This window comes from Rhodococcus sp. C1, assembly GCF_020809065.1.
Lineage (GTDB): Bacteria > Actinomycetota > Actinomycetes > Mycobacteriales > Mycobacteriaceae > Rhodococcus_F > Rhodococcus_F qingshengii.
In genome coordinates, this window is the sequence record NZ_CP078080.1 from 4,415,351 (window position 1) to 4,433,053 (window position 17,703).

Annotated in this window: 14 protein-coding genes and 1 tRNA gene; 8 read left to right on the forward strand and 7 right to left on the reverse strand. The window is 63.3% G+C overall.

Features of this window, described 5'->3' with window-relative positions:
* The first annotated feature begins 25 nt into the window (after positions 1–25).
* Together KTR60_RS20115 and KTR60_RS20120 are read left to right on the forward strand one after the other, a co-directional pair.
* A complete protein-coding gene (locus KTR60_RS20115) occupies positions 26–868 on the forward strand; it encodes a PE-PPE domain-containing protein (RefSeq protein ID WP_039972676.1) in 843 nt (280 codons plus the stop codon).
* 62 nt (positions 869–930) lie between these two features.
* Positions 931–2,028, forward strand: a complete 1,098-nt coding sequence (locus KTR60_RS20120) for a glycerophosphodiester phosphodiesterase family protein (RefSeq protein ID WP_172827019.1) — start codon at positions 931–933, stop codon at positions 2,026–2,028.
* Positions 2,029–2,324: 296 nt separating this feature from the next.
* Here the strand turns inward: KTR60_RS20120 and KTR60_RS20125 are convergent.
* Positions 2,325–2,400, reverse strand: a tRNA-His gene (locus KTR60_RS20125).
* Between the two features lie 188 nt (positions 2,401–2,588).
* Between KTR60_RS20125 and KTR60_RS20130 the strand changes: the two genes are divergently transcribed.
* Positions 2,589–3,551, forward strand: a complete 963-nt coding sequence (locus KTR60_RS20130; protein WP_007726335.1) for a pseudouridine synthase — start codon at positions 2,589–2,591, stop codon at positions 3,549–3,551.
* Positions 3,552–3,569: 18 nt separating this feature from the next.
* Here KTR60_RS20130 and ychF read toward each other — a convergent pair whose 3' ends face one another.
* Both ychF and KTR60_RS20140 read right to left on the reverse strand, forming a co-directional pair.
* On the reverse strand, positions 3,570–4,649 hold the full coding sequence (gene ychF / locus KTR60_RS20135) for a redox-regulated ATPase YchF (RefSeq protein WP_003945278.1): 1,080 nt from the start codon (positions 4,647–4,649) through the stop codon (positions 3,570–3,572).
* Between the two features lie 70 nt (positions 4,650–4,719).
* Entirely contained in the window at positions 4,720–5,256 is a 537-nt protein-coding gene (locus KTR60_RS20140) for a CD225/dispanin family protein (RefSeq protein WP_228401192.1), read from the reverse strand.
* Positions 5,257–5,348: 92 nt separating this feature from the next.
* On the opposite strand from KTR60_RS20140, the gene KTR60_RS20145 reads away from it, so the two are divergent.
* From KTR60_RS20145 to KTR60_RS20155, 3 genes are all read left to right on the forward strand, one after another.
* The gene (locus KTR60_RS20145) at positions 5,349–6,926 is read left to right on the forward strand and encodes an FMN-binding glutamate synthase family protein (protein ID WP_037132028.1); all 1,578 of its coding nucleotides are present in this window, start codon (positions 5,349–5,351) and stop codon (positions 6,924–6,926) included.
* A gap of 112 nt (positions 6,927–7,038) precedes the next feature.
* The gene (locus tag KTR60_RS20150) at positions 7,039–9,321 is read left to right on the forward strand and encodes a carbon starvation CstA family protein (RefSeq protein ID WP_007726338.1); all 2,283 of its coding nucleotides are present in this window, start codon (positions 7,039–7,041) and stop codon (positions 9,319–9,321) included.
* 2 nt (positions 9,322–9,323) lie between these two features.
* The gene (locus KTR60_RS20155) at positions 9,324–9,533 is read left to right on the forward strand and encodes a YbdD/YjiX family protein (RefSeq protein WP_003945213.1); all 210 of its coding nucleotides are present in this window, start codon (positions 9,324–9,326) and stop codon (positions 9,531–9,533) included.
* A 6-nt stretch (positions 9,534–9,539) separates the two neighbouring features.
* Here KTR60_RS20155 and KTR60_RS20160 read toward each other — a convergent pair whose 3' ends face one another.
* Positions 9,540–9,944, reverse strand: coding sequence for a hypothetical protein (locus KTR60_RS20160; RefSeq protein ID WP_003945253.1), 405 nt, complete (start codon positions 9,942–9,944; stop codon positions 9,540–9,542).
* 152 nt (positions 9,945–10,096) lie between these two features.
* Between KTR60_RS20160 and KTR60_RS20165 the strand changes: the two genes are divergently transcribed.
* Positions 10,097–11,290: an AI-2E family transporter gene (locus KTR60_RS20165; protein WP_003945249.1), complete on the forward strand. Its 1,194-nt coding sequence runs from the start codon at positions 10,097–10,099 to the stop codon at positions 11,288–11,290.
* On the opposite strand, the gene KTR60_RS20170 is transcribed toward KTR60_RS20165, so the two are convergent.
* A complete protein-coding gene (locus KTR60_RS20170) occupies positions 11,291–14,269 on the reverse strand; it encodes an AAA family ATPase (RefSeq protein ID WP_065351207.1) in 2,979 nt (992 codons plus the stop codon).
* Entirely contained in the window at positions 14,266–15,441 is a 1,176-nt protein-coding gene (locus KTR60_RS20175) for an exonuclease SbcCD subunit D (protein ID WP_054826655.1), read from the reverse strand. The genes KTR60_RS20170 and KTR60_RS20175 overlap by 4 nt, the downstream gene beginning before the upstream one ends.
* Positions 15,442–15,658: 217 nt before the next feature.
* Between KTR60_RS20175 and KTR60_RS20180 the strand changes: the two genes are divergently transcribed.
* On the forward strand, positions 15,659–16,615 hold the full coding sequence (locus KTR60_RS20180) for a DUF6542 domain-containing protein (protein WP_042448843.1): 957 nt from the start codon (positions 15,659–15,661) through the stop codon (positions 16,613–16,615).
* Positions 16,616–16,684: 69 nt separating this feature from the next.
* Here the strand turns inward: KTR60_RS20180 and KTR60_RS20185 are convergent, their stop codons facing one another.
* Positions 16,685–17,698 (reverse strand): 4-hydroxy-3-methylbut-2-enyl diphosphate reductase, encoded by a 1,014-nt coding sequence (locus tag KTR60_RS20185; RefSeq protein ID WP_003945273.1) that lies wholly within the window; start codon positions 17,696–17,698, stop codon positions 16,685–16,687.
* Between the last annotated feature and the right edge of the window lie 5 nt (positions 17,699–17,703).

Here is a 17,703-nt window from a genome sequence, read left to right on the forward strand (position 1 = left end):
AGAATCGACGTGGATGATCGCTGACATGGCTGAGGTAACCGTTCTTGCAGTTGGCGGCACCGGCGAATCCCACGTCGGCGACCACGGCGCCCGTGTGCGCGGACTCCTCAGTGCCGTCACCGACGAACTCGACAGTCGATTCGATTCTCGCTGGGTCGCTTATCCCGCATCGTACGGTCCGGTCGCCGACGGTGGCCTGAGCTTTCGGCACAGCACCGCGATGGGTGTGAAGGCCCTCACCGCCGAAATCGCACAGACAGACGGCCCGGTCATGCTGATCGGATACTCACAGGGATGCACCGTGATCCGCTCGGCTCTTCCGACGCTGAACCGCGCCAACGTCATCGGAGTCGGACTGATCTCCGATCCTCAACAACCGGCAGGCGTGATCGAAGGTTGTGAGGGACACGGAGTTGCCGGCGACGGACCCGAGATCCAGCCGTGGATTCCGGTCAAGTGGATCGGGCACCCGCAGGACATGATCTGTAATGCCAGCGACGACAGCTACATTCGCGACATCGCAGACTTGACGCGCTGGATGTCCTTCTCGCAGGCACGCGTGTGGGCAGGAAAGGTTTGGGAACTACTTCGTAGCAATGCTTTCCAAAATGCGCAGAAGACTCGTTTCAGTCCGAAACAGTGGCGTACCGATCTACGACGTATTCGCACCGCGTTCCTCGAAGTACTTGGTTACCTGCCGACGAAGTTGAACCTGAACCGATTTCAGCTCAAGAACCCTCGCGGCGGTAGACACATCAGCTACGCGATCGAACCTCTCGACGAGAGCGGACTGACCGGGTGTGAGCTTCTGGCGTCGTGGATGAAGGTCCACGCGAGCGGCGTCGGGCAGCGCATTCACGCGGCCTGACCTTTACCGTTAGTTTACCTAACGAACCCCGGGGAGCCATTCGACGCCTCTACGTTCCTTTCATGCAACTGAGCAGAATATTGTCGTGTGCCGCCGTGACCGTCGCACTCCCCCTCACCGCCCTGGCGGCCCCGGCCGGCGCATCGCCAACCGGCAGTCTCGACTGGTCCGGTTCGTTCGGTAGTTCAGCACCCCAGCCGGTTTCGACGTTCGACGTCCAAGCCCACCGCGGCGGGCTCGGCCTGTACACGGAAAGCAGCCTGGCCGCGTTCGCGAATGCCCTCGAAATGGGCGTCAGCACACTGGAACTCGATACCCAGATCACCGAGGACGGGATCGCTGTCGTCACGCACGATCGTAAGATCTCGAACAAGAAATGCCTCGACACCGAGCCCGCAACTGCGGGTGACCCGGAGTTCCCGTACGTCGGCAAATTCGTCAACACGCTGAGCCTGCAGCAGATCAAGACCATGGACTGCGGCACTCTCCCCCTTGCCGGATACCCTGAACAGCAGAATGTTCCGGGAGCGAAAATGCAGACGCTCGAAGAAGTGCTTGCCCTGGTGAAGTCGTACAACGCACCCGGAATCAAGCTCAACATCGAGACCAAGGTGGAAGCGGGAGCGCCTCACGAGACCGCCCCGCGTGAGCAGTTCGTCTCTGTAGTCCTCGATACGATCCGGGCAGCCGGATTGTTGGACAGCGTCACCATTCAGAGCTTCGACTGGGGCTCGCTCATGCTCACCCGTCAACTCGCGCCGAGTGTCCCCGTCGTTGCGCTCACAAACGGCGACTTTCTCCAGGTAGGCAAGGACGGAGCGTCACCGTGGCTCGGCGGTCTGGACATCGATGATTTCGGTGGCGACGGCATCGCGGCGGTAGCAACCTTTGGTGCCTCCGCCTACTCCCCCGTCCAAGGAACTCCGCAGGGCGGAAAGGTCGGGGATCCCGGTTTCACCCTCTATCCGACAGCCGACATGATCGCGAGCGCACATGCGCGTGGCATGAAGGTCATCCCGTGGACCGTCGATGATCCCGCCACCATGCACGCCCTGATCGACCTCGGTGTCGACGGGATCATCACCGACTACCCCGATCGTCTCCGAGCCGTTCTGGCCGAGCGAGGCATGCCACTACCTGCACCTGCGGTCAAGAAGTAGCCTCCACCGCGCACCGAAGCAGGTACCTGAACAGGTACTACGGCCGATGTCCCCGGGGTCCCGTCGGCCGCATCCTGGACAGGTACTTGCTCGGGTGATCGGAGGTGAATTCTGATGATGTCTTTGAAGGATCAACTGGACAACTGCGAATACCTACTTGCCGACGCGGAAATGGCCGGCGACTGGAATGCTGTCCGGCGATTCAGGGAATACCGGCTCAGGCTCGTTCGACAACTGTGCAGGCAAAGGGCCGCCGGCCTCTGCGCCTAGAGGCCCGACCTCAACCGTATCTGAGCTGGTCCCTCTGGGCGGTTACGATCCGCCGTCGCCCGAGTCACAGTCGGGTGCTCTCACCAATTGAGCTACAGAAGGTATGGCCCGCAGTGCTTTTCGACTGCGATCTTTCTCTGCCGAACCATACGGGCCCGCATCTCGTGCGCGCTACTGATTTTCGAGTAGACGATCTACACCGACCACCGCTGTGAGTTCGGTTTCCGCGTCCCCGCGGGGACGTCCCCGTCGAGGCCACACCGAATCACCGCTGACCAGTAGTCGATGGGATGATGACCTGCGTGTCCATGTCCCCACCGCTGCCCGTCAAGAACGGGGTTGGCCCGACGCGCCTACGCATCCCGCTCTCTGGGCCGTGGGCGACGATCGCCGAGTACGTCGTGGCCAAGTTCGACCATCTGGACGCCGAGAACCTGTATCGGCGGTTCGACGACGGCGAGTTCGTGGGTATCGACGGCCAGTCGCTCTGCCGGAGCACAGAACTCAGTGCGCACCGGTTCGTCTGGTACTACCGCGAGTTGCCGGCGGAGGACCCGGTGCCGTTCCACGAAGAGATCCTGCACATCGACGACGATCTCGTCGTCATCGACAAGCCACATTTTCTCCCGACCACCCCCAGCGGGCGCTACCTGCGCGAGTCGGCACTAGTCCGACTGCGCGTCCGCCTCGACAACCCAGATCTGACTCCGATCCATAGACTCGACCGCGGCACCGCAGGCGTGGTGATGTTCTCGGCCCGCCCCGCGACGCGCGGCGCGTATCAGTCACTGTTCGAGAAGCGTCAGGTCACGAAGGTCTACGAGGCGGTGTCGGCGCGACCCACCCGGCGGGGCCAGGATTCACCAGCGCTCGACGTCCCTCTCGTTTACCGCAACCACATCGAAGCTCGACGCGGCGAGTTGCGAGTCGTCGTCGACGACAGCCGTGAACCCAACTCCGAGACCATGATCGAGGCACGAGGGACGGGCGTGAGCGCCTCCGGACGTGCTGTGCTGCACACGGTTCTACGTCCGCGCTCCGGACGGATGCACCAGTTGCGGGTGCATCTGGCAGCTCTCGGCGCCGGGATCCTGGGCGACCGGCGATACCCCGACCTGCTTCCCGACGCCCCGGACGATCATTCTCTCCCACTCCAATTGCTCGCGAGGGAACTCGAATTCACCGACCCGTTGTCGGGGAGAGCGCGGCGGTTCGTCACCCGTCGGACGCTCAGCGAGATGCCCGTGGGGTGACGACCAGAAGCCGCGGATTTAGACGTTGAAGCGGAACTCCACCACATCGCCGTCGGCCATGACGTATTCCTTGCCCTCCATGCGGACCTTGCCGGCAGCCTTGGCTGCGGCCATGGAACCCGCCTCGACGAGATCGTCGAAGGACACGATTTCAGCCTTGATGAAGCCGCGCTCGAAGTCGGTGTGAATGACGCCGGCAGCCTGGGGAGCGGTGTCACCCTTGTGGATGGTCCAGGCGCGAGCTTCCTTCGGACCAGCCGTCAGGTAAGTCTGCAGTCCGAGGGTGTGGAAGCCGGTGCGCGCGAGAGCGTGCAGGCCGGGCTCGGTCTGACCGATCGAGTCGAGCATCTCCTGGCGGTCTTCCTCGTCGAGCTCGAGAAGTTCCTGCTCGACCTTCGCGTCGAGGAACACAGCGTCGGCCGGTGCGACGGATGCGCGCAATTCCGCAATCTTCGCTGCGTCGGTGAGCACAGACTCGTCGGCGTTGAAGACGTACAGGAAGGGCTTGGTGGTGAGCAGGCTCAGCTCACGAAGCAACGAGAAGTCGAGCTTGTCCTTGACGCTGAAGAGCGTCGTGCCCTCGTTGAGGAAGGCCTGAGCCTTGAGTGCCTCGTCGTGGGCCGGCTTGAGCTCCTTGTTCTTGCGAGCTTCCTTGTCCAGACGCGGGAGAGCCTTCTCCAAGGTCTGCATGTCGGCGATCACGAGTTCGGTCTCGATGACCTCGATATCGGAGGCCGGGTCGACCTTGCCGTCGACGTGGATGACGTCGTCGTCGGCGAAGACGCGAACTACCTGGCAGATGGCGTCCGCTTCACGGATGTTGGCCAGGAACTTGTTACCCAGGCCTGCGCCCTCGGACGCTCCCTTGACGATGCCGGCAATGTCGACGAACGACACGGTCGCGGGGAGGATGCGCTCGGAGCCGAAGATCTCGGCGAGCTTCTGCAGCCGCGGATCGGGCAGCTCGACCAGACCGACGTTGGGTTCGATGGTCGCGAACGGGTAGTTCGCTGCCAACACGTCGTTGTTGGTCAGTGCATTGAAAAGGGTGGACTTGCCGACGTTGGGCAGTCCGACGATTCCGAGGGTAAGGCTCACGGTCTGTGGATTCTACGGCCTCGCGGCGACGTGACGGGTACTCGCCCCACCGTCACGTCGCGGCAGGTGATCAGTTGTAGGTATACGAATCGACGGACGACACGATCGCAACCAGGAAGATCACGTAGAACGCGATGAACAGCACCCAGCAGATGACGGCTATCAGGAGCGAAATCTGCCCGAGCTTCTTCACCCGCTCGGACGCGTTTTGCGCGCCCTGGTGATCGCCCATCGCCCACTTCGGGTAGATGTCGTGGAGATGGTTGAACGCGGCGAACGCGATAGGCCAGAAGAAGATGATCGACGCGACGGCCCATCCCGCGTTGGACTTCGGCGGACCGTACTGAGGCGCCGCGTACGTGGGAGCAGCGCTGTACTGCTGGGCTGCGCTGTACTGCTGACCGGTCGGATACTGCTGTCCGGCTGAATACTGCGGGTCGGTTGGGTACTGCTGACCCGTCGGATATTCCTGGCCTGCTGAATATTGCTGACCGGCTGAATACTGCTGGCCTGCCGGATACTGCTGCTCCTTCGGATACTGTTGCTCCTTCGGATACTGTTGCTCCTTCGGATCCTGCGGGTCGGTCGGATATTGCGGTTCGGTCATCATTCCCCCAAAGAGTCGGATTCGGTTCTCTATCGCAGAACCTAGTGGAGACTTACCGCTGCCGTGTCACAGTGAGCGCCTACGCTCTCGAGGTGACTCGGATGCTGATCGTGCTCTTGATATGGATAGTGGGTCTCGGCACCGCCGCGCTCGCAATTGTCGCCTCGCCCGGATGGTGGGTGATCGCTGTCGTCACACTCGCGCTGGCGGCCATGGGCACCTACGACCTCACTCAGAAGTCCCACAGCATCCTCCGTAACTATCCGGTCCTGGGGCACGCGCGATTCCTCCTCGAGAAGATTCGACCGGAGATCCAGCAGTACTTCGTCGAATCATCCACCGATGGAATGCCATTCGATCGCGAAACGCGAGATCTGGTTTACGAGCGGGCAAAGGGAACACTGGCGGAAGAGCCCTTCGGGACCGAGCGCGACGTCAATGCGATCGGCTACGAGTTCATGACGCATTCGATTCGCGCACGGACCGCCCCCGACACCGTTCCGCGAGTTCGCCTCGGCGGACGCGATTGCACGAAGCCGTACGACATCGCTCTCCTGAACGTCTCCGCGATGAGCTTTGGGTCGTTGTCCGCCAACGCAATCGAGGCCCTCAACGCCGGCGCCGCCAAAGGCGGTTTCGCTCACGACACCGGTGAAGGCGCGATCAGTCCGTATCACCGCAAACACGGCGGCGATCTGATCTGGGAAATCGCTTCGGGATACTTCGGATGCCGGACCGAGGACGGCCGATTCGATCCTGACCGTTTTGCCGAGCGCGCAGGCTCCGACCAGGTGAAGGCCATTTCGATCAAGCTCTCGCAAGGTGCGAAACCCGGGTTGGGTGGCGTGCTTCCCGGAGTCAAGGTCTCCCCCGAAATCGCCGAAACCCGCGGGGTACCCGTCGGCCAGACTGTGATTTCGCCACCCGCGCACACCGCGTTCAGCACCCCGGTCGAACTGGTCGATTTCATCGCGACCCTGCGAAAACTGTCGGGAGGCAAGCCGGTCGGGATGAAACTGTGTGTCGGCTCGCGTCGTGAATTCCTCGGAATCTGCAAGGCGATGATCGAACGCGGCATCACGCCCGACTTCATCATCGTGGACGGTTCCGAAGGCGGCACCGGCGCAGGTCCGGTGGAGTTCGAGGACCACATGGGCATGCCGTTGACCGAGGGCCTGATGCTGGTGCACAACGCTCTGGTGGGAACTGGTTTGCGCCCTCTCGTGAAAGTCGGCGCTTCCGGAAAGGTGGCGAGCGGTTCCGACATCGTCAAACGCATCATCCAGGGCGCAGACTTCACGATGGCGGCCCGCGCAATGATGTTCGCAGTGGGCTGTATTCAGGCCCAGATGTGCCACACCAACCGCTGCCCGGTCGGCGTTGCCACTCAGGATCCGGCACGCACCCGCGCACTCGACATCCCCGACAAGAGCGAGCGCGTCTACCGATTCCAGAAGGCAACCGTCGCCAGCGCGCAACAGATGATCGCGTCGATGGGCATCGATTCCTTCGACCAACTGCAACCGGGAATGCTCAACCGCCGCGTCGACGGTCTCACCACTCGCACCTATGCCGACCTGTTCGACTGGCTGATGCCGGGCGAACTGCTCGACTCCCCGCCGCAGAGCTGGCTCACCGATTGGATCGACGCCGACGCTCACCGATTCTGACGTCGGTCGACTCCCGCGTTTCAGATCGCGCGGATTCACCCTCCTGGTCCTACAGTGACAGATGGCCCGCTGTGACGGCGGCCACACGTGCACTAGTGGACGGAGTTCGACGATGAGCTTGACGACTGCGCCGGAACCAAATGTCGAGTACCTGAAAACCGATCCTGACCTGCCACCTGTCGGCGTCATCGACAAAACACCCATCTCCACGACTGCGCGCGTCGTCTTCCTTGTTCTCGGACTGGTCGGCGCGGGCGCCTGGTACATGATTGCGATCGTCCGCGGTGAACACATCAGCGCTGTGTGGTTCGTGTTGGCCGCAATCTGTACCTATCTGATCGCCTACCGCTTCTATGCGCGGTTGATCGAACGCAAGATCGTCAAGCCCCGCGACGACGTCGCAACTCCCGCCGAAATCATGGAGAACGGCGCCGACTACATGCCGACCGACCGTCGGGTGCTGTTCGGTCACCACTTCGCGGCAATCGCCGGTGCCGGTCCCCTGGTCGGACCCGTGTTGGCCGCGCAGATGGGATATCTTCCGGGAACGATCTGGATCATCGTCGGCGTCGTGTTCGCCGGGGCGGTGCAGGACTTCATGGTCCTGTGGATCTCGTCGAAGCGCCGCGGGCGCAGCCTCGGTCAGATGGCCCGCGAAGAACTCGGCCTTGTCGGCGGCGTCGCCGCACTGATCGGCGTGTTCGTCATCATGATCATCCTCATCGCGGTGCTCGGACTTGTGGTCGTCAATGCGCTCGCCGAGTCCCCGTGGGGAGTGTTCTCGATCGCGATGACCATCCCCATCGCGCTGTTCATGGGCGTGTACCTGCGGTATCTGCGGCCGGGCAAGGTTTCCGAGGTCTCCCTGATCGGCGTCGTCCTGCTTCTCCTTGCCATCGTCTCCGGCGGATGGGTTGCCGATACCGGTTGGGGCGCAGACTGGTTCACACTCTCGAAGGTCACCATCGCGTGGCTGATGATCGCGTACGGATTCGCCGCATCGGTGCTGCCGGTCTGGCTGCTCCTGGCACCGCGCGACTACCTGTCGACGTTCATGAAGGTCGGCACCATCGCGCTGCTGGCCATCGGAATTCTGGTCGCACGACCCGCTCTGAACATGCCGGCAGTGACGCCATTCGCCTCCAACGGCGAAGGCCCGGCCTTTGCCGGTTCACTGTTCCCGTTCCTGTTCATCACCATTGCCTGTGGCGCACTCTCGGGCTTCCACGCACTGATCGCGTCCGGTACGACGCCAAAGCTGCTCGAGAAGGAAAGCCAGACCAAGATGATCGGGTACGGCGGCATGCTGACCGAATCGTTTGTCGCGATCATGGCTCTGGTCACCGCCTGCATCCTCGATCAGCACCTGTACTTCGCACTCAACGCTCCCGCGGCACTGACCGGTGGAACACCGGAAACCGCAGCCGAATACGTCAACAATCTGCCCCTCGGCACTGCCCCCATCACACCGGACGTGCTGACTCAGGCAGCCGAGGCCGTCGGCGAAGAATCGATCATCTCGCGAACCGGCGGCGCCCCGACGCTCGCGTTCGGAATGTCCGAAGTGCTCAGCGACGTCTTCGGCGGCGACTCGCTGAAATCGTTCTGGTACCACTTCGCGATCATGTTCGAGGCGCTCTTCATCCTCACCACGATCGATGCCGGCACCCGCGTCGCTCGATTCATGCTCTCCGACTCGCTCGGCAACTTCGGCGGTCCGGCGAAGAAGTTCAAGGACCCGTCGTGGCGCATCGGCGCGTGGCTGTGCTCGCTGATCGTCGTCGCTGCCTGGGGCGCGATTCTGCTCATGGGTGTCACCGATCCGCTGGGCGGAATCAACACACTCTTCCCGCTCTTCGGCATCGCCAACCAGCTACTCGCCGCGATCGCACTGACGGTGGTCATGACGATCGTCATGAAGAAGGGCCTGTTCAAATGGGCCTGGATTCCCGGCGTGCCGCTGGTGTGGGACCTGGTCGTAACCATGACCGCGTCGTACCAGAAGATCTTCTCCGACAACCCCGCGATCGGGTACTGGGCTCAGCACAACGTGTTCAAGGACGCGAAGGCTGCCGGCGAGACGGCGCACGGTTCCGCGAAGACTCCGGAGGCCATCGATGCCGTCATTCGCAACACCTTCATCCAGGGCACGTTGTCGATCATCTTCGCGTCACTGGTGATCGTCGTGGTCATCGCCGGGATCATCGTATGTGCCAAGGCAATCCGAGCGGGCGGGCTGCCGACCACAGAGTCCCCGGAAGAACCGTCGAAAATCTTCGGACCCGCCAGCTTCATTCCGACGCCCGCGGAGAAGGAAATCCAGAAAGAATGGGACGAGCTGATCAAAGCCGGGAAAGTCCGGGCGCCCGGCGCCGCACACGGAGGTGGGCACTGACCATGACGACGGCGACCATGACGGCAAAACTCACCACAGCGTTCCGCGGAACGCTGTGGTGGGTTCGCTCGGTGATGGGTGATCTCGACTATCAGCGCTACGTCGAGCACACCCGACGCCACCACGCCGACTCACCGGTGATCAGCGAACGAGAGTTCTGGCGCCGCCGACACGCAGCAGCCGACGCCAACCCAGGCGCCCGCTGCTGCTGAATCCGGTCAGGGGCAGGTGGCCTTCGCGAGTTCGTATATGTGGCCGGCCTGCTCGTCGGTGGGCTTGTTGCCGTTGTTCTCGGCCAGGTCGGTGATCTTGGTCTTGACCTCCGCCTCGTCCGTGCCGTTGGCGACCTCGGTACACGTGGTCGTCAAGATCTCCTCGATGTCTGCGTCGTCGCGGTTCTCCGCCAACGGTGCGTAAGCCCCACGGAACGTGGCGACGAACAGCGCCGTCTTGCCCTGATCGATGGCGTTGCCCGCTGACTGTTTCGCCGTCTCGAGCGCCTGTTGCCCGCTCGTGACTGCCTCGCTGATCTTGTTCTGCGCGTTGTCCTGATCCTCGGTGCTACACGCGGTGAGCCCGAGAACGACGATTGCTGCTGCCCCGACTGCTGCTGCGATTCTCATGACGGAAATGTTAGTCCGATCAGCATGCTTCAAAACACAGTATTGCAGCGCAACACACGAGTTATCGCATGCAGTCGTTACGATCAGCTCAGCTAGATCACCGGATTCGCACATCGGCGAGGAGATCCCTGCGCCGACGGAAAGGACGATCAGTGAGCGAGCAAGACAAGGGGACGTCCGCAGGGGTGCGCAAGCGCGACCGCGGCGAGATCATCGGGCAAGGGGGTATGTGGCTCGCAAAATGGTCGTTGGTGTTGGCGTCGATTTCGCTGGGCGCCTGGATTTTCGGCTGGCTGATCGAAAAGCTCTGGGTCATCATCCTGCCGGTGGCTCTGGCTATCGTTGTTGCGACAGTCATGTGGCCGCCGACCCGCGGCATGATCAAGCGCGGGATGCCACCGGCCGCGGCAGCCGGCATCACCCTGGTGCTCTCGATCGGAATCCTGGCCGGTGTGATCGCCGGCATCGTTCCGTCAGTGGTCAGCCAGGCCCCCGAGCTCGCGAACAAGACCACCGAGGGCATCAACCAGGTTCAGGACTGGCTCCAGGGTCCGCCGCTGAACCTGAAGGACGACCAGATCGACAACGCCGTCCATGCCGTCATCACCAAGGTGCAGGAAAGCGGAACCGCCATCGCTTCAGGCGTTTTCAGCGGCGTGAGCACAGCGAGCTCGTTGTTGGTCACGCTCGGTTTGGTCCTGATTCTCGCTTTCTTCTTCATCAAGGACGGACCGAGGTTCATCCCCTGGCTCCACGCTGTCGGCGGCGGCCGTGCCGGTCGGCATCTCGAAGAGGTCCTCACCCGCATGTGGGACACGCTCGGCGGATTCATCAGGACACAAGCACTGGTGAGTCTGATCGACGCGGTCTTCATCGGCGCCGGACTGCTGATACTCGGGGTCCCGCTGGCACCGGTGCTGGCAATTCTCACGTTCATCGGTGGCTTCATCCCGATCGTCGGTGCCTTTGTCGCCGGCGCCCTGGCCGTGTTGGTTGCGCTGGTGGCCAACGGTCTCACCACCGCCATCATCGTGTTGATCATCATCCTGGCCGTTCAGCAGATCGAAGGAAACGTCCTTCAGCCTGTGCTGCAGAGCAAGTCGATGAAACTCCACGCCGTCATCGTGCTGCTTGCCGTGGCCGCCGGTAGCTCGCTGTACGGCATCGTCGGCGCCTTCCTCGCAGTGCCCGTCGCCGCTGTGGCAGCAGTTGTCATCCGGTACATCGGCGAGCAGATCGACGAACGCGCAAGCGACAACGAGCCGATGCCCGCCGGCGATGCGTCGGACATCCTCGAGGATCAAGACGACGACGCCGAGTCAGAGGTAGAGAACAAAAAGGCCTGATCAGCCCGCGATCACCTTCACCGAGGAGCCTGCACGTCCGCGAATGACGTGCAGGCGACTCGGGATTCGCTGCCTCATCTCGTCCACGTGACTGACGATGCCCACCACTCGTCCACCGTCGCGAAGCTCGTCCAACACAGCCATCACCGAGTCGAGGGTGTCGGCGTCGAGAGTGCCGAATCCTTCGTCGATGAACATCGTGTCGAGAACGATTCCGCCGGACTCCGCCGCAACCACATCGGCAAGTCCGAGGGCCAAAGACAATGACGCCAAGAATGATTCACCGCCCGAGAGCGTCTTCGCCGAGCGAACCACACCCGTGAAGTCGTCCCGGATGTCGAGTCCCAGACCGCCGCGGCGACCCCGAGAACCTGCCTCGTCACTGTGCACGAACTCGTATCTGCCCCCGGACATCCGCTGCAGCCGAACCGATGCCGACACGGCGATCTCTTCCAACCGCGACGCGAGCACATACGCTCGCAGCGACATCTTGCGACTGTTCTGACCTTTGCCGGCGATCACGTCGGCGAGGCCAGCGAGTTCGTCGTGCAGTTCCCGCTCAGGTGCAACCGCTTCGTATGCTTTCTCGAGTTGTCCGCTGAACCGTTCGAGATCCGACACACGGTTCTCGGCCAGGGAAGCAGCTGCAACAGCCGAGTTCACCACCTCGGCGCACTGAAGAGCACGCTCGCGAGGACCGTCGACGTCGACTGTCTCGACTTCGCTCACCGCAACGACCTCGGGGTCGTCGAGGACCGTCCGAGCGGCCACCTCGAGGTCGCGTGCTTTGGCGAGTTCCGTTTCGATCGCTGCGATTCGGGCCGGCGATCTCACCCCTTCGATCGCAGCCTCGACCGAATCGAATCCAGCAGCGGCCGCCGCAGCGGCCAGTTTGGTCGACAGTTCCGCCGATCGCGCCTGCGCACGAACGGCGTCGTCACGCATCTCAGACGCCGCCGAGGCAGCGGAGGCAAGCCTTTCGAACCGCGAGCGCTGAGCAGCGATGGTCGAATCTTCTCCCACCGCAGCGACGATCGCCGCTCGAATCTGCTCGACCGTGGCCGACAGAGTCGTCGTACGCTCGGTCAGTGCCGCCAATTCGGCCGTCAGAGAAGCGGATTCCTGTTGCAGCTCGCCGTCACGCTCGTTGAGATGCCCGAGCTTGTCGGCCAACCCTCCAACCTGACCGGCAGAGTGGGTCGCCTCGTCAACGGCGTTCCGAGCCGCGGCGCGGAGCCTGTCGAGTTCTGCGACGTCGCCGTCCCCGCCGCGGGCGATCACCCGGTCGATGTCACGGTCGACGGTTACCTGGCGGTCGACTACCTTGCTCAGGGCTTTCTCGGCCGCACGCTCGGCTGCGGACGCGACTTCCAGATCGGGCTCGGTGACCGTCACGACATCAGACTGCGCCGGCGCAGGGTGTTCACGCGAACCACACACCTGGCATGGGTCACCGGGCGCGAGTGAACTCGCCAACTCCGCAGCCATGCCCTCGATACGCTTCTGCACGAGGTCGAGCCAGCGCCCGCGAGCACTCTGATGGGCGTCGCGCGCATCCAACACCTGCACACGAATCTTCTCGGCTTGCGCACGCAGAGAGACGAATTCATGAGCCGCTGCCGCAGCATCCGATGCTTTGGCCAGTGCAGCTTCGAGGCCGGGCAGAGCCGCGTGCGCGCGTTGCGCATCCTCCAGTCGTTGGCCGGCCGAGCGCACCATTTCTGGCAGTTGAGTGCGTTCAACCGCGATGGCATCGATGCGCTCGGACAGAGCGTCTCGCCGAACTCCGAGTTTCTCGATCTCGGCTTCTGCCGCATCGGCTCTGCGAGCATCCTCCGCCATTGCGTCCAGGCGAACGATCTCGTCACGCCAGGTCCGGATCCGAGCTACGACGCGTTGACGCTCGTCGTCGGTGGGTGGCCACACCTCCGGCACAAAAATCTCCGGACCGTCGAGTGCGGAGTAGGTCGACATCGCTGCGGTCATCGATTCGAGTGCGGCAGCGAGGTGCAAGCCGGCAGCGTCCACATCGCCGGCGACAGCGGCCACCGGCAGTGCGCGCTTGGCGGTCTCGATTTCAGCGCCGATCACAGCTCTTTGGGCGGCGCCCGTATTGAATGCTGCGAGTTCAGCGGTCGCACGATTACGGCGAGCGACCAGATCTGCGGTTCGCTGCGCCGCCGACAGAACCCGATTAGCCTCGGCTGCTGCATCTTTCGCGGTCACCAGCTCCGCAAGACTTGCATCGCGGGTGTCCTGAGCCTCGGCGAGGAGTTTGCGCGACCATTCCAGTGGGTGTGCCTCGGCGCCTACCTCGAGTCCCGCAGCTGTCTCGACCTTCGCGAGCAGCAGCCGCACGGATTGCTCCCTGGCCGCGAGCGCGGTCGCACTTGCCTTTCGCTTGGCGTCGAACCATGCCTCGACGGAGACAAAACGCTTGGTGTCGAACAGACGCTCGAGCAGTTTGCCTCGCTCGTCACTCTCGGCACGCAGGAATTTGGCGAACTCACCCTGCGGCAAGAGCACCACCTGGAAGAACTGATCAGCGCTCATGCCCATGAGGCGGTTGATCTCGTCACCGATGTCAGGGATGCGCGAAAGATTCTCGCCGCGGCCGTCCAACCACGTCAGTGTGGCCTTTGCATTCTCTGTGATCGAACCGGTGCCACGCTTCTTCGGGCGCGAATACTCTGGACTACGAACAAGTTTGATTCTGCGACCACTGATGGTCGCTTCGAGTTCCACGCGCGGCACCGAACCGGCGGGCGCGTGATCGGACAGTAGCCGTTTGCCCTCGTTGCGCGCACCCGGCACCCGCCCGTACAGGGCAAACGCAACCGCGTCGAGGATCGTGGTCTTGCCTGCCCCGGTGTCACCGTGCAGAAGGAACAGCCCGTCTGCACCCAAACGGTCGAAGTCGACCTCGACCGTGTCGGCGAAGGGCCCGAAAGAGCTGACTTCGAGTTTGTGCAGCCTCACGCGGTTTCACTCAGTTCTACCGTGGACTCCTCGGCGCGCGCGGCAGCGCTGAGCGCTTCGGCCATCAATGTGACCTCACGCTCGGACGGGTCACTACGCACTGCCGAGACAAAGCCGCGGGCGATCTCCATGTCGGATCGACCCCGTACCGCGTCACGGTACTTGAGATCCGATTGCCCTTCCGGCCTTTGCCATTCGAGATGAACGGCAAAGGGAAAACGCGCCTGAAGTTGCCTCATGGCATCGACGGGACGAACCGGATCAGTGAGCAATGCGGAGAGGTAGCACTGCTCGGAATCGGTGTACTTCGACTCACCGAGTAGTTCCTCGAGAGTTCCCGTCACCTGGCTCAGCCCCCGAATGACCGGGAGATCCAGGCGCTGCACCGACGACAGGCCGGCTGCGTCGAGTTCTATCAAAAGCGCCGCCTTACGGTGGCTGCGTTCACCGAACGAATACGGCAACGGTGAACCCGAGTACCGCACACTCTCCGAGAGCATCTGCGGAGAATGCAGGTGTCCGAGGGCGACGTAGTCGACGCCGTCGAACTCTCCCACTGCGACGGTCTCCACTCCGCCGACCGAAATGGAGCGTTCCGATTCAGAGGCCTCACCGCCCACGACGAAGGCATGGGCGAGCAATACCGATCGAGTCGCGGGGTCGGCAGCCGTTCGTTCGGCGAGATCTCGCCGAACACGCGACATGGCCGCTCCGAGGATGTCGGAATGAGTACGAGCCCGGGGCACGTCCAACTCGACGCGCGTGATCTCCGGCTCGAGGTACGGAATCCCGTAAAAGGCGACAGGACCGAACTGATCGCTCAGCATCACCGGAGTACCGATCTGGCCGACGCGAGTGATCAAGTGCAAGCCGCCGGCAGCGGCAAAGGATGCCCCGGCTCCGAGCCGCACCGCGGAATCGTGATTGCCGGACGTCGCGACGATGACCGCCCCCGCCGCCCGGATTGCCTCGAAGCCTCGATTGCACACGGTGACCGCGTCGGAACTGGGAATCGAGCGGTCGTAGATGTCCCCCGGCACGACCACGACGTCGACTCCGTGTTCGCGGACGGAATCTGCGATGGAACCGAGCACACTCGCCTGATCGGCCAACAGATCGACGCCGTGAAAGGTGCGACCTATATGCCAATCGGAGGTGTGCAGAATCTTCATGAATCCGACGGTAGAGCAGCCCACCGACACCGCCGATCTCCCACGCTGACGGCTTCGGCGGTGTGCCCCAATCCACGAGAGTCCGGTGACCCTGCACACAATCCGTCCGGTTCGTTTGGCGAAGAACCCGAAACCATCGCGCCATCGCGTCGATAAATGCGCCAGCCACGACCCGCACAAACACGGCCGACAACGCAAGAACCGCTAATGTCGTTATGTGTCTGCAACCCAACGTGCTCGCTCCGGGGTACCGCTGGACAAGCGATCGCTCATCGTGACCGTCCCCGGCCTGCCCTGGTGGGGAGTGATCCTGCTTGCTGCCGGTGTGACCGCCGTCGGCGTACTGATCGATGCCACCGGAGGCGGCGGAGAGCTCACCGCGGTGTTCTCGACGTTCTACTTCCTGGGCTGTCTCTTCGCTGTGGTTGCCGCTTCGAACAAGGCCCTCTTCACCGCGATGGCCCAACCGCCGTTGCTGCTCTTCGCTGCGGTGCCGATCGGGCACACGCTCATCGGCAAGGACAACAGCACCGCGCTGCGCGATATCGCGATCAACATCGCGTACCCGTTGGTCAACCGCTTTCCGATCATGTTGGCCGCAACCGTGGTCGTGCTGATCATCGGTGGCTTCCGGTACTTCCTGCTCAATCAGCGCCCCACCGGGCCCGCGCGCTCGACCCGCTCCCGCCGCTCGGCGGCCACCACTCGTGACTCCTCTGCGGCTGCCACGCGAGAACAACCCGCACCCGAGACCGGGCGTCGACGCAGAGTCTCGGACGCGCCCGTCCCCGGGCCCCCGCGTCGCCGCGCCCCCGAGGTGGACGAGCAGCCCGCCTACCGAAGCACCCCCAGGCGCGAGCCGATCCAGGACGAGCGTCCGCTGCCGCCTCGGAGAAGCCCTCAGCCACCCAGGGTCGATCGCACGCACCAACCGCCTACGCGTCGCCCCCAGCCCGACAGTCGGCCCGTGGCAGACGACGACTACCCGTCGTACGGTCGCCGCCGGGCGCCCGAGCCCACTCCGTCGCCCAGACGTGAGGAGCGGATGGAGCCCTTCTTCGCTTCGGGTGACGACGTATCGCCGCCGCTGCCCCCTCGCCGCCGCCCACCCGGAGTCGATCTTCCGGCGTATCCGCCGCCGCGAGTTCGGTACCGCGATCGCGAAGAGCCCTGAACAGACGCGCCCGGTAGCACAAAAATGCGGGGCACCTTCCAGATGGAAGGTGCCCCGCATTTTCTTGTTTCAGGACGTGCGCGCTGCTCGCAATTCACGGGGAAGGGCGAACACCAGAGTCTCGTTGGCAGTGGTGACGGGTTGAACGTCGTTGTATCCGTGCTCGGCAAGAAGTTCGATCACGCCGCGCACGAGCACCTCGGGTACCGATGCACCCGACGTGATGCCGACGGTCTGGACACCCTCGAGCCACGCGAGATCGACCTCACGGGCGTAGTCGACCAGGTACGACGCGGCAGCGCCCGCCCCGAGCGCGACCTCGACCAGGCGAACCGAGTTGGACGAGTTCCGCGAACCCACCACGATCACGAGATCACACTCGGGAGCCATCGCCTTGACCGCGACCTGACGGTTCTGCGTGGCGTAACAGATGTCGTCGGACGGCGGGTCCTGCAGATTGGGGAAGCGCTCACGCAGGCGCGCGACGGTCTGCATCGTCTCGTCGACGCTCAGTGTGGTCTGGGAAAGCCAGATGACCTTCGACTCGTCACGAACCGTGACCGCGTCGACCGAATCCGGGCCGTCGACGATGGTGACGTGATCGGGAGCCTCACCTGCGGTGCCCTCGACCTCCTCGTGGCCTTCGTGGCCGATGAGCAGAATGTCGTAATCGTCGCGGGCGAATCGCTTCGCTTCCTGGTGCACCTTCGTGACCAGGGGGCACGTCGCGTCGATCGTGCGCAGGTTCCGCTCGGCAGCCGAGTCGTGGACGGCCGGCGACACACCGTGCGCCGAGAACACGAGCAACGATCCCTCGGGAACCTCGTCGGTTTCGTCGACGAAGATCACGCCCTGATCTTCGAGCGTCTCGACGACGTGGCGATTGTGGACGATCTCCTTACGCACGTAGATGGGTGCGCCGTGCTTCTCGAGGGCCTTCTCGACGGTCTCGACCGCGCGGTCGACGCCGGCGCAGTAGCCGCGAGGCTCGGCGAGGAGCACGCGCTTGGCGCTGCCCTTGCGGGTGGACGGCGAATCAGCCGAGTGCGCGATACCGAGATTGAGAGGAACAGCCGAAGACATGTGAT